Here is a 14470-nt window from a genome sequence, read left to right as displayed (position 1 = left end):
TGTCGATCCACGTCCGCGGTGGACGGTGAGCGGCTGTCAGTCCCGCGGCGCCAGGTAGCCGCGGGAGAACGCGGCGGCCACGGCGGCCGCGCGGTCGTTGACGCCCTGCTTCGCGTACACGTGCAGCAGGTGCGTCTTGACCGTCGTCTCGCTGATGAAGAGCCGCTTGGCCGCCTCGCGGTTCGTCGAGCCCCGGGCGATCAGCTCCAGCACCTCCCGCTCGCGCCGCGACAGCGGTGCCGGTGTGCGCACCTGCCCGACGAGCCGGGTCGCGACGGTGGGGGAGAGCACCGCCTGCCCGCGTGCCGCGGCCTCCGGCCGGGATGGCCGGCACCGTCACCGTGATCGCGGTGCGCCCGCCCGGCTCGGACTCGACGTCCAGCCGTCCCGCGAGGCGCCGCACCCGCTGCCGCATGCCGGCGAGCCCGAAGCCCCCGTCCGGGGAGCCGCCGCGGTGGGCGTCCGGCGCGAAGCCCACTCCGTCGTCCAGCACGTCGAGCGTCACCAGGTCCTCCATGTACGACAGGGTCAGGGCGGCTGGCACGTGCGTGCTTCGCGACGTTGGCGAGAGCCTCCTGGGCGGTCCGCAGCAGCGCCACCTCGACGTCGGTGTGCATCGGCCGGGCGTCGCCGGTGGTGGTCAGCACCGCCTCGACGCGGTTCACCTCCGACCAGCGCCTCGCCACGTCGCCGATCGCGTCCGGAAGCCGGGCCTGCGCCAACGCGGACGGTTCGACCGCGTGCACGGACCGCTTGGCCTCGGTGAGGCTCTCTCGGGCCAGATCCATCGCGTTCGCCACGTGCCGGATCGACACCGCCGGGTCGTCCGGCGCCTGCTCGGCGGCCTGGAGCTGGGTCAGGATGTCGGCCAGGCCCCTGGGCGAGGGTGTCGTGGATCTCCCGCGCTATCCGCTGCCGTTCGTCGAGCACGCCCGCCTCCCGGGCCCGCATCAGCAGCTGTGCGTGCAGAGCCGCGTTCTCCGCCAGGGCGTTCTCCGGCTCGGTGTTGGCCCTGTGCAGCTCGGCCGGCGCCCGTTTCTGCCGGTGGTTGCGCCGGTCGGACATCGCGTCGGCGTAGAAGGCCGCCGTGGCGAGCACCGCGGTGACGGCGCTGACGGCGGGCCACTTCCACCACTCGCCTGGCGGGCGTGGGCGTCGGGGCCCTGTACCGCCACTTCCCGACGCGGGAGGAGCTGGCGGAGGCCGTGTTCCGCGCGGAGGTGGCCGCGCTGTGCGACCGCGCACGGCAACTCGGGAGCACGGTGCCCGAGGAGGAGGCCTTGGCGTCCTTCCTGCGCGGCTTCGTCGACCACCTCGACGCCCATCGGGGTCTCGCCGGGACGCAGGCCACGCTGATGGCCTCCCGCGCGGGCACGCCGGCCGAAGGCAGCCAGGCGCTGGAACGAGCCGTTCCCGATCTCGTGGACGCCGCGGTGCGGGAGGGCGCTCTGCGCCGGGACGTCGCCGGCGGGGCCGTCATGATGGCGCTGCACGGCATCGGCGCGGCGCACGACCGTCCTCAGTGGAGAGCGGAGGCGGACGGTCTCGTCACCGCGGCGCTGGACGGCCTGCGGTCGTCCTGACCCGGAGGTCACCCCTCGGGCGCCGGCTCCCCGACCTCGGAGAGGTGGCGGACCACAGCGGCCACGTAGCCGGCGGGCTCTTCGGCACCACGCGCCAGCACCACGGCGGTTCCGTCCTCGTCGAACGTCACCACGGCGCCGGGCCCCGGATCCGGCCCGAGCCGGTAACCGCGGTCCTCACCCAGCGCCGCCGCGAAGTCGTCCCAGCTCTCGTGCGGGAACCCCTTGAGCCGGTTGACCCGCCGGATCTGGCGGGCCCTGACCGCGGGCGGGGTGAACACGAAAAGCCTGCGGTGCGCCCCGAGATCCCTGATCACCCCGAACTCGTAGCGCAGCTCCGGCCAGTCCCCCGGTGCCATGACCACGCACCGCGCGCCGGCGACCAGGGCGGTGAACTGCTCGCGCCACGAGTCGTCGGTGGCGTAGTGGCGGTCGACGCCGTCGGGCGGGAGGTAGTCGCGCGGGTTGCCCAGGCCGTACCCGCGGCCGAGCGCCGCGGCGATCGCCGGCGCGAAGTACTCCTCGAACGACATCGGGTCGGGACGGTGGCTGAAGACCTTTGCGAGCTCCGGGCGGACACGCGTCTCCTCCTCGTCGCGCCGCCGGAAGCCGAACAGGCGGCGTTCGTTGCCGAAGCCGCGGATCCACACCACCGCCGGGCGCGGGTCGGCCGGCGCCGCCGCGTCGAGGCCGTCCGCCCGCCGCGCCGCGGAGTGGCACAGCGCCGACAGCATCGCCATCGGGAGCAGCAGTTGGACGCCGACCGTCGCGGGTTTGCCGTTGACCAGCAACGCCGCCATCACCAGCAGTGGCACCACCACCGCCACGTTGCCCAGCACGCGGAACGGGGTGCGCGGCCGCTGCCGGCGGCCGGACCGCACGGGACGGGCGGGCAGCAGGCGAACGGCCAGCGCGAGCCCGCCCAGCGTCGCCCCGACGCCGAGCACCACGACCAGACCGACGAGCGCGTCGTTGCGGGGGTGGACGAGGACTGCGCCCAGGAAGGTCCACCCCAGCAGCCCGGCGAGAACGGTGAACGCCAGGGCGGCGGGCGTGAAAGGGCCGGTGCGCCCCTTGGCCTGCGCCCGCCGCCACACCCGCATGAAGACGGCGATCGCCAGGTACAGCAACACCATCAGCACGGCGAACACGGCCGCGACGGCGAGCAGGGCGAGCACCACCCGGACCGTCATGACGCACGCCCCGCTGCCTCGTCCGTCATCGCACCGCCCCTCCCCGGTGGCCGTGGACGAGTCCTGTTCTATGCCCGCCGCGCCCCCTCCCGGCACCGCTGAAAAGAGGATTCGCAGCACGTACCGCTCCCGGCACGGCCGCCGGGCCTCGGTACTCTCGCACCACCTGACGGAAGGACACGGGTGGACGACTCGTCGAAGGCCGGCAAGCACGCCCGCGCAGTGCTGGCCGCCGCGGAGGCGTTCCGTGCCGAGGCGGCAGGGGTGCGCGCGGAACCGGACCGGCTGCGGGCGCTGGCCGCCGCGCGGTACCGGGAGGTGCGCGACTCGCTGGTCGCCGAGAAGCTCCGCGCCATGCCGGTCGACAGGCTCCGGGACGCGCAGGCGAACCTGCGGCTGAGCAAGCTGCAGGCCGCCGGGTACAAGACCGTCGCCGACGTCGCCGCGGCGCGTCCGGAGCAGCTCGACGGCGTGCCCGGTGTCGGCAGGCAGTCCGCCGAGCAGATCGTTCAGGTCGCCCGCGCCGTCGTCGAGGGCGTCGTGCGCGACACGACCGTTCGCCTGGACCCCGACCGAGCGGACCGCGCCCAGACCGAGCTGCTGCAGCTGTTGTCCAAGCTGCGCAGGGCGAACCAGCTCGTCGGCCCGCTGGTGGAGCCTCTCACGGACGTCCTGGGCAGGGTCGACGCCGACGTGCGCGCCGCCTCCCGCGCCTGGAGCCGGCTGCGCATGTTCTTCTCGTCGCGCGGCAAGCGCCAGGCCGCCCTCGACTCGCTCGGCCGGCTCGAGGCTCTGCTGGCCGGCCGTGACGTTACGGCGTTGCGCGCGGTGGGCGCTCAGCTGCGGGTGCCGGACCTGGACCACCGCGCGCTGTGGCGCGACTACGAGCTCGACGCCGCCGCGTACAACACGCTCCTCGCCGACCTCGGTGGAGCGGTCCCGGATCGCGGTGCCGCCAAGGGGTTCGTCCCCGCGGACATCGAGCACGAGGTCGACGCGACCGCGCTGGACACCAGCCTGCTGAAGGTGTCGTTGCGCGGCTACCAGGTGTTCGGCGCCAAGTTCGCGCTGGCCCGCAAGCGCGTGATCATCGGCGACGAGATGGGGCTGGGCAAGACGATCGAGGCCATCGCCGTGATGGCGAGCCTCGCCGCCGGTGGCCGCCGCGGGTTCCTGGTCGTCTGCCCGGCGAGCGTCGTCGTCAACTGGGTCAACGAGATCGCGCGGCACAGCGACCTGGTGCCGCACCGCATGCACGGCGCGGGTCGCGACGACGCGGTCGGCGAGTGGCTGGAGCAGGGCGGCGTCGGTGTGACGACGTTCGGCACGTTGCCGAAACTGGTGCTGCCGAAGGGGTTCCGCCCAACCCTGGTCGTGGTCGACGAAGCGCACTACGTGAAGAACCCGGACACGCAGCGCTCTCAGGCGGTCAACTCGGTCGTGCAACGAGCGGAGCGCGCGGTGCTCCTCACCGGCACGCCGATGGAGAACCGCGTCGAGGAGTTCCGCACCCTGGTCGCCTACCTCCAGCCGGGTGTCGCGGCCCGCACCGGCACCATCGACGCCGTGGTGGGGGCCAAGGCCTTCCGCCGCGTCGTCGCACCGGTGTACCTGCGCCGCAACCAGGAGGACGTGCTGGGAGAGCTGCCCGAGCTGCTGGAGATGGAGGACTGGGTCGAGTTCGGGCAGCAGGACCGTGCCGCGTACCTCGACGCGGTGCGCCGGGGAAACCTGATGGCGATGCGCCGCGCCGCCTTCACCCCGGGCACGCCCCAGGGCTCGGCGAAGCTGGAGCGCCTGCTGGAGATCGTGGAGGAGTCCCGCGACAACGGCTGGAAGGTCGTGGTGTTCTCGTACTTCCACGACGTCCTGGACGCGGTGGCGGACCACGTGGAGGTCTTCGGTCCCCTCACCGGCGCGACCTCCGCGCAAGCCCGCCAGCACCTGGTGGACGCGTTCACGGCACACGAGGGTCACGCGGTGCTGGCGGCCCAGATCGAGGCGGGCGGCGTGGGCCTCAACATCCAGGCGGCGTCCGTGGTGATCATCGCCGAGCCGCAGTGGAAACCGAGCACGGAGGACCAGGCGATCGCCCGCTGCCACCGGATGGGCCAGGTCCGCAAGGTCCACGTGCACCGGTTGCTGGTCAAGGACAGCGTGGACGCCCGCGTGCAGGAGGTCCGCGATCACAAGACCTTGCTGTTCGACCACTACGCGCGTGAAAGCGACACGAAGCACTCCCACGCGAGCGCGCTGGACTCGGCGATGTCCGTGGAGCAGCGCGTCGTGCAGGCCGAGCAGCGGCGCCTCGGTCTCTGATCGGCCGGCCTGGAGATCGGCCTGCGTGCCGGGCGAGGCGGTGGGGGAGGGGTGGAGGTCGCCTTCGCGGAGTCGCGGCACGCGTTGTGGCAGCTCGGCACCAGCGCGAAAGCCCTTGAACCGCAGTGGTTGCGCGATTCGCTGCACGAGCGTGCCCGCGCTCACCGCCCTGTACGGGGGAGCGGGCGGCCGGAACCGCCCGCTCCGGACGAGGATCAGACCCGGCAGGGTGAGCCGCCGGGGTGACCCGGCTTGGGCTCGACGTTGGCCTTCGCCTCACCGATCACCAGATCGGTCAGCAGCGTGTCCACCACGACGGCCCGCTGCACCACGCTGGTCGCGGTGGTCGTCGTGCTGTTGAGCCGCAACGACCCGATCACCAGCGGGATCGTCAGCGGAGCGCTGCCCACGGCCACCGACACGCCGTTGATCTTCAACGACGCGATGGTCGACGAACCCGCGAACTGCGGGACGAGCCCGCCGGGTCCCGCCACGCAGGTGACCGACGCGTTCGACTCGATCACGCCGATCTCGATGGTGAGCAGGCCGCTGGTCACCCGCGTCTGCTCGATGCGCGCCCGTGCCGTCGCGAGATCCGTCGTCGCGGGCGCGGTGCCCGTGAGGTCGTCCGGCGACTGGTCGGTCCTGGCGTCGAGCGCCGTGGCCCGCACGGTCAGGATGCCCGCGTTCAGCTGGACGTTCGCGAGCGTCTCGTGGTCGTCCACGCACGGCACGTCCTGCGGGTTCGCCCTCGTCGAGACGATGCCCGCCAGGTCGAGCGCGGTGGCCTGGCAGGAGAACACACCGGTGCGTTCCGCCGACTTGATCCGCAGGTCGGACAGCACGGGGCTGTCGCCGGTGGCGTTCGCGGTCAGGGTCGCCCGCACCTCGATGTAGCGGCCGGTCTTGGTGAACGCCACGCCGTTCGCCACCGGGGTGAAGCTCTCCCCGGCCAGGCCCGCCTCGGTGTCGGACGTCCTCGCCTCGACGACGATCGACGTGCCCTGCGGAACGGTGCCCTCCGCCTCGGTGTTCCAGGTGACCGTGCCCCACGGACGGCCGTTGGTGCCGCCGTCCTGCACGACGCTCCACGTGCCCTGGGGCGCGGTGATCTCACCCAGGACCGACCCGGTCATGTCGCTGTAGTTGTACGGTCCGGCGCCCGCGCCGAGGTCGACGGTCAGGTCGACCGCGCCGACGGTGTGGCCACCGCCGCCGACCGGCCCGGCGTCCGGGTCGATGCGCTGCGCGTTGTTGGTGCTGATGTTGGTGACCCACACCTTGCCGTTGCTGTCGATCGCGACGCCGGTCGGGCCGACGCCTCCCGGCAGCGCGACGTTGCCGACGTACGTGCCGTCGGTGCGCAGGTGGCCGACCGTCGTCGCGCCGTTCAGCGAGTGGGCGACCCAGACGTTGCCGTCCTCGTCGACCGCGACGCCCTGCGCGTACTGGCTTCCGTGGCTGAACGCGCCGAGCAGCGTGCCGTCCGGCGCGAGCTTGGCGACGCGGTTGCCGGAGAGGTTCGTGTGCCAGATCTCGCCGGTGACCGGGTCCATGCCGAGGCCGTAGTCGCCGTGGGTGCCGTCGAGGCACGCGTGGGTCTGCGCGGCCGGGTCGTAGCGCAACAGGCCGAAGTTGCGCGCGGACCAGAGCGTCCCGGCCTTGTCGATCAGGCCTCCGTAGCCGCCGCAGCCCACGTTGAACTGGGTGCCGGTGGCCGCTCCGTTCGCGTCGAGCAGTTCGTGGTCGAGGTCCTGACCGCCGGTCCACAACCGGTTCTGCGCGTCGACGGCGACCGTGCGCGTGTTGCTGCCCGTGACGCGCGAGTAGTTGATCACGCATTCGTCGGCGGCGGTGGTGACACCGCCGTTGTCGTCCGCGCCACCCGCGTTCGTCCACGGGCGGATGTCGCCGAGGCCGCGGCTGGTGGCGATCAGCCCGTCCTGGTTCCGGTCGACGCACTTGTTGTAGGCGAACGGGCCCTTGAGGTAGTCGCCGGCCGCGTTGGGGGTGCCGTCGGCGTTCACGCGGGTGCCGCCCTGGATGACGGCGATGCGCGTGACCGAACCGCGCCCGTCCGCGCCCTCGTTGCGGTTGGACAGCCACGTGCTGCCGAACTTGTCGACGGTCGTGCGGGAGGGGTTGCGCCCGCGGCCGTTCGGCGCGGAGGCCCACTCACCGACGATCTGGCCGGTGTTCACGTCGATGCGGACCATCGTGCCGCGCGCTGACGCGGCGACGTTGACGTACGGGAAGAAAACGGTTGAACGGTCGAGTTGCAGCTGGTCGTTGTTCGGAGCGTCGTGGTTGACGTCCTGCAGGACGCCGTTGTCGAAATCGGCGTCGAGCGTGTAGAGGACGTCGATGCCGGGGACGGGCGCGGCGAACGCCGGTACGGCCAGGGCCGCGAGCAGGAACGACGTGGTGGCGATCGCCAGTACCGGTCTGGTGCGGTGCCGTGGGTGGTGCATGGCAGCTCCATTCGGGGTGAGGCGTCCCGGAGATGCATCCGGAACGCATCGAAAGGAGTCGAATGCCGGAAGAATGCGTTACCGAGCGGTTTTGATGCCTGTGGGCGTGTAATAGAGAAATCTGCGGCGAATGCCGCCGAATCCCGATCGGCGTCGTCCTGGTGGCGCAGCGCGGGTACCACGGGCCGTGCGGCTGAGCCACCTGGCCTACGGCAATCGGGTCGCGGATTGGACCGTCCAGGTCATCTTCCGCGAGCCGACGAATATTCCCGGGGTGGCGTGATGGGAACCGCACGAGCGCGTCGACCGCGAGCGCGACTCGGCCGTTACCTGAAGGCGCGGGTGCTGTCGGTCGTCGGCGTCGTGGGGCGGCCCGTCCCCGTCCACCGGTTGACCGGCTCGGCGGGCTGGGCATCGGTCGTGACGGCCGCGGAAGCGGGGCGGAAGGTCATCGCTGAGCCGTCGTGACGCCGGCCAGGACCGTCGTCACGACCTTGCGCACCGCCTCGGCCGCGGCCGGGGCGCCCTCCTGCTCGGTGAACTGCAGGTGCGCGGCGCCGATCACCGTCGGCGCGAGCACGTCGACGTCGGCGTCGGGGGCGATCCGGCCCCGGTCGCGTTCGACCGCCAGGTAACCGGCGACCACGGCCGTGAACTCTCCGACGAGCGGGAAGTGGGCGGTGCCCGCCTCGCGCAGGCGGCGGCGGAGTTCGTCGCGCGCGATGACCAGGACGACGATCGCCACCGCGACCGGGTCGAAGCCGGTGGTCAGCGCGGAGGTGAGGTTGTCGGCGACGGTGCCGGTCGCGTTCCGCAGGACCTCGGCCTGGTCCTCGACCTGTGCGATGCGCTCGAGGACCAGTTCGGTGAGGAACGCGTCGAAGTCGGCGAAGTGCCGGTGCAGCACGCCCTTGGCGACACCCGCCTCGGCGGTGACGGCCCGGCTGGTCAGCTCGCTCGCGCCGTCGCGGACCAGGACGCGCGCGGCGGCGTCGAACAGCTGCCGGCGCGGGTCGCGCAGCGCCACTCCGGTCGGCACCGGGACTCCTCTCGCTCCGAGCGAACGACGATACCGTGAGTGGGCGCTTGCCCATTAAAGTGGGCGCATGGTCACTCCCGCACCTCACCAGCACCGGAAGGTCGCCGAGTCGTTCGGCGTCGATCCGGAACGGTACGACCGGACGCGAGCCGCGTACCCCGATGTGGTGGTCGAACGGATCATCGCCGCCGGCTCGGGGCCGCGGTTCCTCGACGTCGGGTGCGGGACCGGCATCCTGGCGCGGCAGCTCCAGGCCGCCGGGCGCGAGGTGCTCGGAGTCGAGCCCGACCGGCGGATGGCGGACTTCGCACGGGGGACCGGCGTCGAGGTCGAGGTCGCGACGTTCGAGGCCTGGGAACCGGCGGGCCGCGCGGTCGACGCGGTCGTCTCCGGGACGGCCTGGCACTGGGTGGACCCGGTCGCGGGCGCGGCCAAGGCGGCGCGGGTCCTGCGGCCCGGAGGGGTGCTGGCGCCGTTCGGGCACGTCTACGAACTCCCGCTGCCTGTGCAAGAAGCCCTCGTCGAGACGTATCGGCGGCTCGCTCCGGACTCACCGCTGGTGGCTCGGCCCGAAATGTCCATCCTGGACAGTTATCAGGGGCTGTACGCCAAGGCGGCGGACGGAATCCGTGAAGCGGGCGGGTTCGGCGAGCCCGAACTGTGGAGGCACGACTGGCAACGCTCCTACAACCGGGACGAACTGCTGGACCTCGTGCCCACATCGGGAGGTCTCACCCTGTTGCCGGCCGATCGGCTCGCCGAGGTGGTGGCCGCCGTGGGCGCGGCCGTCGACGACCTGGGCGGCTCCGCCACGCTGCGGTACGCGACCTGGGGCCTCACCGCGATCCGCGCCTGACTTGCCGGACAACGCGAAACGGGCCCGGTCACCTGGGTGGTGGCCGGGCCCGTTCGGTTCGATGGTCAGCGCACGCTGGTGCGCCTGCGGCCGGCAACGGCCTCCGCGACGCCGATGAGCAGCACGGACGCGATCACGGCGATGATGAAGCCCAGCACGTTGAGCTCGAAGATGTCTCCGGTGCCGAGCAGGTTGGCGATCGTGCCGCCGATGACGGAGCCGACCAGCCCCAGCAGCAGCGTCGCCACGATGCCGAGGTTCTGCTTGCCGGGCTTGATCAGTCGGGCGAGCGCGCCGATGATCAGGCCGGCGACGATGAACCCGATCACGTCAGCCTCCTGGTAGTCGAATGCCTTCCTGGCTCCGGCTACCCGAACTGATCGTCGTCTAACCGCCGCACGGGCCCCAAGATCGGCTCGGCGGACGCGAAGACGGCCGTGTGGCAGCGTTACTGGTAGGAGACCATCGACGGTTTCGGCTTGTAGGACATGGTCTGCTCCGGCGTGAGCATCGGCTTGTCCTCGTCGTAGAAGTTCTTCCAGCCCATCGGCAGGTCGCTCGGCCGGGCGCCGACGACGGAGTCCCAGGTGGACACCTTCTGGCCCGTGGTGCCCTGCCCGTCCATGTGGATCAGCAGCTGCACCTCGTCGCGGGTGGTGTCGAGGGCGTGCTCGTCGCGGATCATCGTCAGCTGGAACTGGTGCACCACGAGCAGTTTCTGCGGCAGGGACTTCTCGGCGGTCAGGTCGGCGAGCCACGCCGAGACCTCGTTGACCTCGGCGGCGTCGACCCCGCCGATCTTCTGCAGCGGCACCTGGTCCGGGCCGAGCTTCCACTCCGGGTCGACGGCCAGGCCGACGTGGGGCAGCTCGAGCAGCGACGCGTACCGCTTGGCCTGGTCCACCAGGCGTGCCCTGCCCGGTTGCAGGTCGAGGATCACGTAAAGGCCTTCCTTCCCGGCCTTGTCCACCCACGGGCGCAACGACTCGACGTCGGTCTCGCCCGAGTAGTCGCCGTCCGGGCCGGGGAAGCCGTGGGCGACGGTCACGATGATCTCGAGCGTGGGCACGACGGGGACGTCGCTGAGCGGGTCGTACTCGGCCGCGAGCTTCTTGGCCCGTGCGATCGTGCCGTCGAGGTCCTGTTCGCCGAGCGCGCCGAGCGCGGGCCCGTCCGGGTGGCCGTAGAGGCAGACCAGCAGCCTGCCGGGGAAGAGGACCTGCCCGCCGCCGGGCAGCTGCCCGCCGCTGATCGCCGTGTCGACCCGCTTGCGCAACCGGTCCGGCGGACCGAAGTCCCCGCCGAGCGCCAGGAGAGCGGAAGACCGCTCCGCGCGGAGTGCGTCGATCGCGGCCGCGTCGCTCCTCGGGTCGGTGCCCTGTACCGGGACGATCCGCGCGCCGGCGGCCCGGGCCGTGGCGGTCGCGGCCACGTCGTCACGGCCGGAGTTCGTCAGCACCGTCACGTCCAGGGGACGGGCGGGCTCGACGGTGGGCAGGTCGGAGGGGAGGTCCGTCGTGGCACCGTCCCGCGGTGCGTCGATCGCCATCACCTTCGCCTGCCCCCTCCACGCTTCGACCTCGCGCCGCGCGTCGGCACCGACGGCGAGCACCGCCTGCGGCGACAGCCTCCTCACCTCGTCGCGCACGGCCGCGGCGTTGCGGTCCCGGGGGAGCTGGAGCACCGGCACTCCCAGTCGTGCCGCGAGGCCACCCGCGCCGGTCGACGCCGCGCGGTCGGCTTCCGGGACGATCACCACGACAGGAGCGGTGCGGAAGAGAGCCGAGCTCATGGCGATCGCCGACGCCGCGCCGGGCCGGGCGTCCAGCACGGTGGTCTTCTCGGGCGGAGCGGTCACTTCCGCGGTGACCGCACCGGTTGCCTCGCCGAGCGTGAGCCCGAACGGCCCGGCGGTGCAGCCCGTCACCATCAACGACACCAGGGCGAGGCACAAGAGCTTCAGCACTGCCGCCGGACCACGCGAACTGCCGTTGATCATCCGCATCGAGGCGCCCCTGTCGACGAGCATCGCCCCTCACCTCCCCGGAGGGGAGTTCGGGTCGCGAACCAGTGGACGGGGGATAGCCGGTGCGGGTGCAAGTCTTCTCGCCCGAGGATCAATCACTCGAAAGTGGACACCGCCGCAGCGGTTCCCGGACGGGGTGCCGACCGCTGGTCGGCACCCCGTCCGTTCTCGTCAGCGGCGCCGCGGTGTCTGCCGCAGCACGCGCACGCCCGCCAGACGTCCGGCTACCGCAGCCGCTTCGGGCGTCAGGCGACCGCGGTTCCCTCCAGCTCGACCACCAGGTCCGGCAACGCCAGCCGCGTCACGCCGAGCATCGTGGTCGGCGGTGCCACCCGCGCCGCACCGAGCCGCGCCGCCAGCACGCCGTAGTGCCGGAACAGCAGGTCGACGTCGGTGGTGAAGACGTTGAGCCGCACCAGGTTCCCGAGCGCCATGCCCGCCTGCGCCAGCACGGCCTCCAGGTTGTCGAGGCTCAGCGCCAGCTGCGCCCCCATGTCGCCCGCGTGTTCCGGCTTGCCGTCCGCGTTCATCGACGTCTGACCCGCGCAGTACAGCGTCCGGGTCTGGCCGGTGACCACCTCGCCCTGGTGGTAACCCAGTTCCGCCGACCACGCCCACGGGTTGACCGGCGTTCGTTCCACTGCCACGACAGCTCCGTTCGATCTCGTTCAACAGGTGCCGTCAGCCTCGCAACCCATACACGACATCCTGTGTCACGTATTCCCGTAGGGTTTTCGCATGCGCGCCGACCGGCTGGTCTCCCTGGTGCTGTTGCTGCGCCGGCACGGTCAGCTCTCCGCCACGGCACTCGCCCGTGAGCTCGAGGTGTCCACGCGGACGGTGTTGCGCGACATCGAGGCGCTGTCCGCGGCGGGCGTCCCGGTCTACGCCGAACGCGGACGGCACGGCGGTTTCGCGCTCCTGCCGGGTTTCCGGACCGAGCTCACCGGGCTGAACCACGACGAGGCGCTCGCTCTGCTGGTCGCCGGGTCGAGGCGGGGCGCGCAGGTGTTCGGGCTCGGGTCGGCGCTCGCGTCGGCCGTGCTCAAGGTCGTCGACGCGCTGCCGGAGAGCTACCGGCGGACCGCGGCCGGTGCGGCCGAACGGCTGCTCGTCGACCCGGAGACCGATCTGCTCTCGCGCCGGACGTCCGCGGAGGAACTGCCCGACGCCGTGGTGACCGAGGTCAGGCGTGCGGTGTTCGCGGGGCACAAGCTGCGCATCCTCTACGCGGCAGGGGAGCGGGAGCCGGACTGGCGGACGGTCGACCCGATCGGCCTGGTCACCGTGCGGGAGCAGGGGTACCTGCTGGCCACGAGGTCCGGTGAGGACCGCACCTACCGGCTCTCCCGGATCACCGCGGCGGAGGAGCTGGACGAGCCCGCGCGGCGCCCGGAGCGGGTGGACCTGGGCCGGGCGTGGCAGGACCGCGGCGCCAGGTTCCGGACCGGTGGCGACATGGTCGTCGTGCGGCTGCGGGTCCACCCCGCGCGGCGCGACGAGCTGGTGGCGACCGCGGTGGCCGTTCTCGCCGAGGAAGCGGAGCCGGACGGCTGGTCGTGCGTGGAGGTGTCGTTCCAGGACTCCCGGCACGCCGAATGGGCGCTGTGGCAGCTCTCGGCGGGCGCGGAAGCCTTGGAGCCGCGGTGGTTGCGCGTGAAGCTGCACGAGCGGGCCACCGCGCTCGCCTGCCGGTACCGCGACTGAGAAGGGACCTGGGCTGTCGTCATGGGGGACACGAACGCGGTGGGAGCGTCCGAACGCGACTTCGGCCTGTATCTGTCGGCACGGGTGCTGTCCGTGCTCGGCGCCGTGGTCTCGGCGGTCGCACTGCCCGTCCTCGTCTACCGGGTGACCGGGTCCGCGGGCTGGACGGCGGCGGTCACCGCGGCGGAGGCGTTGCCGTACCTAGTGTTCGGGCTGCCGGCGGGCGCGCTCGCGGACCGGCTCGACCGGCGGGCGATGATGGTCGCGATGGACTTCGCGGTCGCCGCCGTGCTGCTGAGCGTGCCGCTGGCGTGGCTGGCAGGAGGGCTGACGGCGCCGCACGTCGTCGTGGTGGCGTTCGTGACGCAGACCGCGTTCGTGTTCTTCGACGCCGCGAACTTCGGCGCGCTGCCCGCGCTGGTGGGCAAGGAGAGGGTCACCGCCGCCTACTCGAAGGTCTTCGGGCGCACGACGGTCGTCGAACTCGTGGTGCCGGGGCTGACGGGACTGCTGATCGCGGTCGTCGCCCCGGCCGCGTTGCTCGCGGTGAACGCGCTGACGGCGGTGGGCTCGGCGTTGTTGTTGCGTGCGATCACGAGCAGCATGGCGACGCCACGTCCGGTCCGGGGCGCGGGGCAGATCGCCGCGGACGTCCGCGAGGGCCTGCGATTCCTGTGGCACGAGCCGGTCATCCGGGTTCTGACCCTCGCCGGCGTCACGCACTCGGTGGCGAGCGGTGCGTGGACGGCGTTGCTGGTGCCGTTCGCGGACCGGGTCCTCGGCGTCGCGCCGGAAGGGGACGCGCGGCTCGCCGCCCTGTTCAGCTGCTGGGGCCTCGGCGCGATCATCGCCTCCTGGCTGCTGCCGCGGGTCACGGCGCGCTGGGGCAACGCACGGGTCGCGCTGACCGCGTTGCCGCTTTCCCTGCTCGGCGGCGTGCTGGTCCTCGTCAGCGGCCACTGGCTGCTGACCTGCGCGGCGGCGGTGTACCGGGGTGTCACCGGTGCGGTCGTGGTGATCAACGGCATCACCTACCGGCAGCAAGTGTGCCCGGAGGAGCTGCGGTCGCGCGTCAACACCACCGCCAGGATGGTCGCCTGGGGGCTCGGGCAACCCCTCGGCGCGGCGGTCGCGGGCGGGGTGTCGGTCGCGACCGGTGACCCGCGCGCCGGACTCGGTGCCTGCCTCGCCGTGCTGCTGCTGGGGGTCGCGGCGGCCTGGGTGTCGCCGGTGCTGCGCAGGGCGCGCACGTCGTGAGAAGTACCGCGGCGAGGGT

Annotated in this window: 11 protein-coding genes and 3 pseudogenes; 6 read left to right on the top strand and 8 right to left on the bottom strand. The window is 72.4% G+C overall.

The window, feature by feature from the left end; translation table 11 throughout:
* Positions 1-36 precede the first annotated feature (36 nt).
* Positions 37-312, bottom strand: a pseudogene (locus tag L6E10_RS33265) (LuxR C-terminal-related transcriptional regulator); the annotation flags it as partial.
* A gap of 73 nt (positions 313-385) precedes the next feature.
* Positions 386-517 (bottom strand): annotated as a pseudogene (locus tag L6E10_RS41300) (sensor histidine kinase); the annotation flags it as partial.
* Positions 518-1136: 619 nt separating this feature from the next.
* On the opposite strand from L6E10_RS41300, the pseudogene L6E10_RS33255 reads away from it, so the two are divergent.
* Positions 1137-1583 (top strand): annotated as a pseudogene (locus L6E10_RS33255) (TetR/AcrR family transcriptional regulator); the annotation flags it as partial.
* An 8-nt stretch (positions 1584-1591) separates the two neighbouring features.
* Here the strand turns inward: L6E10_RS33255 and L6E10_RS33250 are convergent.
* Positions 1592-2776 carry a hypothetical protein gene (locus L6E10_RS33250; protein WP_236224112.1) on the bottom strand — a complete coding sequence of 395 codons (1185 nt, stop codon included), beginning with the start codon at positions 2774-2776 and terminating at the stop codon, positions 1592-1594.
* Positions 2777-2959: 183 nt separating this feature from the next.
* On the opposite strand from L6E10_RS33250, the gene L6E10_RS33245 reads away from it, so the two are divergent.
* Positions 2960-5095, top strand: coding sequence for a DEAD/DEAH box helicase (locus L6E10_RS33245; RefSeq protein ID WP_236224111.1), 2136 nt, complete (start codon positions 2960-2962; stop codon positions 5093-5095).
* Positions 5096-5310: 215 nt separating this feature from the next.
* On the opposite strand, the gene L6E10_RS33240 is transcribed toward L6E10_RS33245, so the two are convergent.
* On the bottom strand, positions 5311-7566 hold the full coding sequence (locus L6E10_RS33240) for a hypothetical protein (RefSeq protein WP_236224110.1): 2256 nt from the start codon (positions 7564-7566) through the stop codon (positions 5311-5313).
* A gap of 282 nt (positions 7567-7848) precedes the next feature.
* Between L6E10_RS33240 and L6E10_RS33235 the strand changes: the two genes are divergently transcribed.
* Positions 7849-8034, top strand: a complete 186-nt coding sequence (locus L6E10_RS33235) for a hypothetical protein (RefSeq protein ID WP_236224109.1) — start codon at positions 7849-7851, stop codon at positions 8032-8034.
* On the opposite strand, the gene L6E10_RS33230 is transcribed toward L6E10_RS33235, so the two are convergent.
* A complete protein-coding gene (locus tag L6E10_RS33230; RefSeq protein ID WP_236224108.1) occupies positions 8015-8605 on the bottom strand; it encodes a TetR/AcrR family transcriptional regulator in 591 nt (196 codons plus the stop codon). The genes L6E10_RS33235 and L6E10_RS33230 overlap by 20 nt on opposite strands.
* Before the next feature lie 67 nt (positions 8606-8672).
* Here L6E10_RS33230 and L6E10_RS33225 point away from each other — a divergent pair, with 67 nt between their 5' ends.
* Positions 8673-9461: a bifunctional 2-polyprenyl-6-hydroxyphenol methylase/3-demethylubiquinol 3-O-methyltransferase UbiG gene (locus L6E10_RS33225; protein ID WP_236224107.1), complete on the top strand. Its 789-nt coding sequence runs from the start codon at positions 8673-8675 to the stop codon at positions 9459-9461.
* A 65-nt stretch (positions 9462-9526) separates the two neighbouring features.
* Here L6E10_RS33225 and L6E10_RS33220 read toward each other — a convergent pair whose 3' ends face one another.
* From L6E10_RS33220 to L6E10_RS33210, 3 genes are all read right to left on the bottom strand, one after another.
* Positions 9527-9790, bottom strand: a complete 264-nt coding sequence (locus L6E10_RS33220; protein ID WP_236224106.1) for a GlsB/YeaQ/YmgE family stress response membrane protein — start codon at positions 9788-9790, stop codon at positions 9527-9529.
* A gap of 119 nt (positions 9791-9909) precedes the next feature.
* Positions 9910-11490, bottom strand: a complete 1581-nt coding sequence (locus L6E10_RS33215; RefSeq protein ID WP_236224105.1) for a hypothetical protein — start codon at positions 11488-11490, stop codon at positions 9910-9912.
* 242 nt (positions 11491-11732) lie between these two features.
* Complete coding sequence (locus L6E10_RS33210) at positions 11733-12128, bottom strand: RidA family protein (protein WP_236224418.1); 396 nt, start codon at positions 12126-12128, stop codon at positions 11733-11735.
* Between the two features lie 97 nt (positions 12129-12225).
* Here L6E10_RS33210 and L6E10_RS33205 point away from each other — a divergent pair, with 97 nt between their 5' ends.
* Together L6E10_RS33205 and L6E10_RS33200 are read left to right on the top strand one after the other, a co-directional pair.
* On the top strand, positions 12226-13194 hold the full coding sequence (locus L6E10_RS33205; RefSeq protein ID WP_236224104.1) for a YafY family protein: 969 nt from the start codon (positions 12226-12228) through the stop codon (positions 13192-13194).
* Between the two features lie 21 nt (positions 13195-13215).
* Positions 13216-14451: an MFS transporter gene (locus L6E10_RS33200; protein ID WP_236224103.1), complete on the top strand. Its 1236-nt coding sequence runs from the start codon at positions 13216-13218 to the stop codon at positions 14449-14451.
* Positions 14452-14470 lie beyond the last annotated feature (19 nt).

It is taken from the genome of Lentzea sp. CC55 (genome assembly GCF_021056325.1).
Classification (GTDB): Bacteria; Actinomycetota; Actinomycetes; order Mycobacteriales; family Pseudonocardiaceae; genus Lentzea; species Lentzea jiangxiensis.
This window is presented reverse-complemented; position numbering and strand designations above follow the sequence as displayed.

What these genes read in the sequence shown, in the direction of transcription:
- L6E10_RS33250 (WP_236224112.1), bottom strand. Translation starts at nt 2,776, where the DNA reads ATGACGGTCCGGGTGGTGCTCGCCCTGCTCGCCGTCGCGGCCGTGTTC.
- L6E10_RS33235 (WP_236224109.1), top strand. Translation starts at nt 7,849, where the DNA reads ATGGGAACCGCACGAGCGCGTCGACCGCGAGCGCGACTCGGCCGTTAC.
- L6E10_RS33215 (WP_236224105.1), bottom strand. Translation starts at nt 11,490, where the DNA reads ATGCTCGTCGACAGGGGCGCCTCGATGCGGATGATCAACGGCAGTTCG.
- L6E10_RS33200 (WP_236224103.1), top strand. Translation starts at nt 13,216, where the DNA reads ATGGGGGACACGAACGCGGTGGGAGCGTCCGAACGCGACTTCGGCCTG.
- L6E10_RS33205 (WP_236224104.1), top strand. Translation starts at nt 12,226, where the DNA reads ATGCGCGCCGACCGGCTGGTCTCCCTGGTGCTGTTGCTGCGCCGGCAC.
- L6E10_RS33240 (WP_236224110.1), bottom strand. Translation starts at nt 7,566, where the DNA reads ATGCACCACCCACGGCACCGCACCAGACCGGTACTGGCGATCGCCACC.
- L6E10_RS33225 (WP_236224107.1), top strand. Translation starts at nt 8,673, where the DNA reads ATGGTCACTCCCGCACCTCACCAGCACCGGAAGGTCGCCGAGTCGTTC.